Origin of the sequence: Streptomyces murinus, assembly GCF_002154555.1 — a bacterium.
In the GTDB taxonomy this organism is placed as follows: domain Bacteria; phylum Actinomycetota; class Actinomycetes; order Streptomycetales; family Streptomycetaceae; genus Streptomyces; species Streptomyces murinus.
In genome coordinates, this window is record NZ_MUNF01000807.1 from 1 (window position 1) to 463 (window position 463).

At 67.2% G+C, this 463-nt stretch carries 1 pseudogene; it reads right to left on the bottom strand.

Annotated features, from left to right (window positions below):
* Positions 1-199: 199 nt before the first annotated feature.
* Positions 200-463 (bottom strand): annotated as a pseudogene (locus tag CCN72_RS35285) (serine/threonine protein kinase); the annotation flags it as partial.

A 463-nucleotide genomic window follows, 5' to 3' on the forward strand; every position in this document is an offset into this window, starting at 1 on the left:
GCCAGCACCCGGCCCGCGTAGTCGTCCATCCCGCCTGCCCCTCCCCCGGCCGCCCGGTTTGGTCACATCCGTTCGTCTCGTGGCCCGTTTCGCACCCGCATCCGGCTCCGTACGGTCCTCAACCATTCACGATACGTGCCGGAGGCAACCCGCACCGCGCGGTTGCCCGATTCCGGTGCCACGAACCGCCTTCCGGGTCCTAGGACTTGGGCTTGAAGGACGCCGTCAGTGTCTTCCAGGTGTCCTTGCGCAGATCGCCGTCCCAGTCGCCGGCCTTCGCGGTGTACATCAGCGCGTACCCGAGGTGGTCGTTCACCACGAAGCCGCGGTCGACGGTGCGGTACTCGGTGCCGCCGTCGGCGTAGGTGAACTCCCAGTCGGCCGTGTTCCAGCTCCGGTAGTCCGCCTTCTCGATCCGGATCCGGTGGTACTGGGAGCGCACCATGTAGTGCTCCTGGCTCTT